Origin of the sequence: Enterovibrio qingdaonensis (assembly GCF_028683135.1) — a bacterium.
Lineage (GTDB): Bacteria > Pseudomonadota > Gammaproteobacteria > Enterobacterales > Vibrionaceae > Enterovibrio > Enterovibrio qingdaonensis.
The window spans coordinates 1-737 of the sequence record NZ_JAJUBB010000065.1 but is presented as its reverse complement, the minus strand read 5'-3'; the positions used below and the strand labels follow the sequence as shown (position 1 = coordinate 737).

Below are 737 nucleotides of genomic sequence, written 5' to 3'. Positions count from 1 at the left end.
AGTTGCTTGCACCCAACCTGAGCCTGAAGATAACTGGAAAACTGACGTTTAACCTTCTTTTTGAGTAGTGCCAGCTTGGGTTAACCGAATAGTGTCTAATGGCCCTGTCACACGATTGGCAGGCAGCGGTGAGACCGCAGTAAGAGACCTTCTATATGTGTTTGCCGTAAGCAACGACTTAATGGCGTAAATGACAGAACGAAGTAGACATCTTTGTTGTTCGAGAGCATTGGCTGCTGACGCAGCCAAAAGAATGCTATTGCCTATTGACCGGAGAAGGGCTCATATGTGTTATGTGATAATTTCACTACCACGCTCCAACACCCAACAACGCTCGTTTTTGGTGTAGCCAATTTGTCCATAATAGTCGTTGGCTGCCGGTGCGGCGATTAAAAACAGTTTACATGTAGGCTGAATTTGAGCTTGAGTTTGAACTTGTAACTGCTTGCCTATTCCCGACCTTTGGTACGATTCATCAACCGCTAGGTCGGACAGATAACAACAATAATGGAAATCCGTAATAGAGCGAGAAATACCAACCAGTTTAGAACCATCCCAAGCAGTGATTATGAGATTACTATTGTCCAACATACCCTTGATACATTCGATATTTTCTATTGGTCTACGCTCTCCCAACGTCGAGCGCTTAAGCAAACCAATAAACTCGTCAGCTGAGATCTGCTGGTTAACTTTGTATTCGATATTCAATGTGACCTCCTTATCACATAAACGCCCTG

The 737-nt window shown here is 44.1% G+C and carries 1 protein-coding gene; it reads right to left on the bottom strand.

All coding sequences use genetic code 11. From position 1 onward, the window contains the following. Positions 1–291: 291 nt before the first annotated feature. Positions 292–708, bottom strand: a complete 417-nt coding sequence (locus LRP49_RS25135) for a GNAT family N-acetyltransferase (protein WP_193168191.1) — start codon at positions 706–708, stop codon at positions 292–294. Positions 709–737 lie beyond the last annotated feature (29 nt).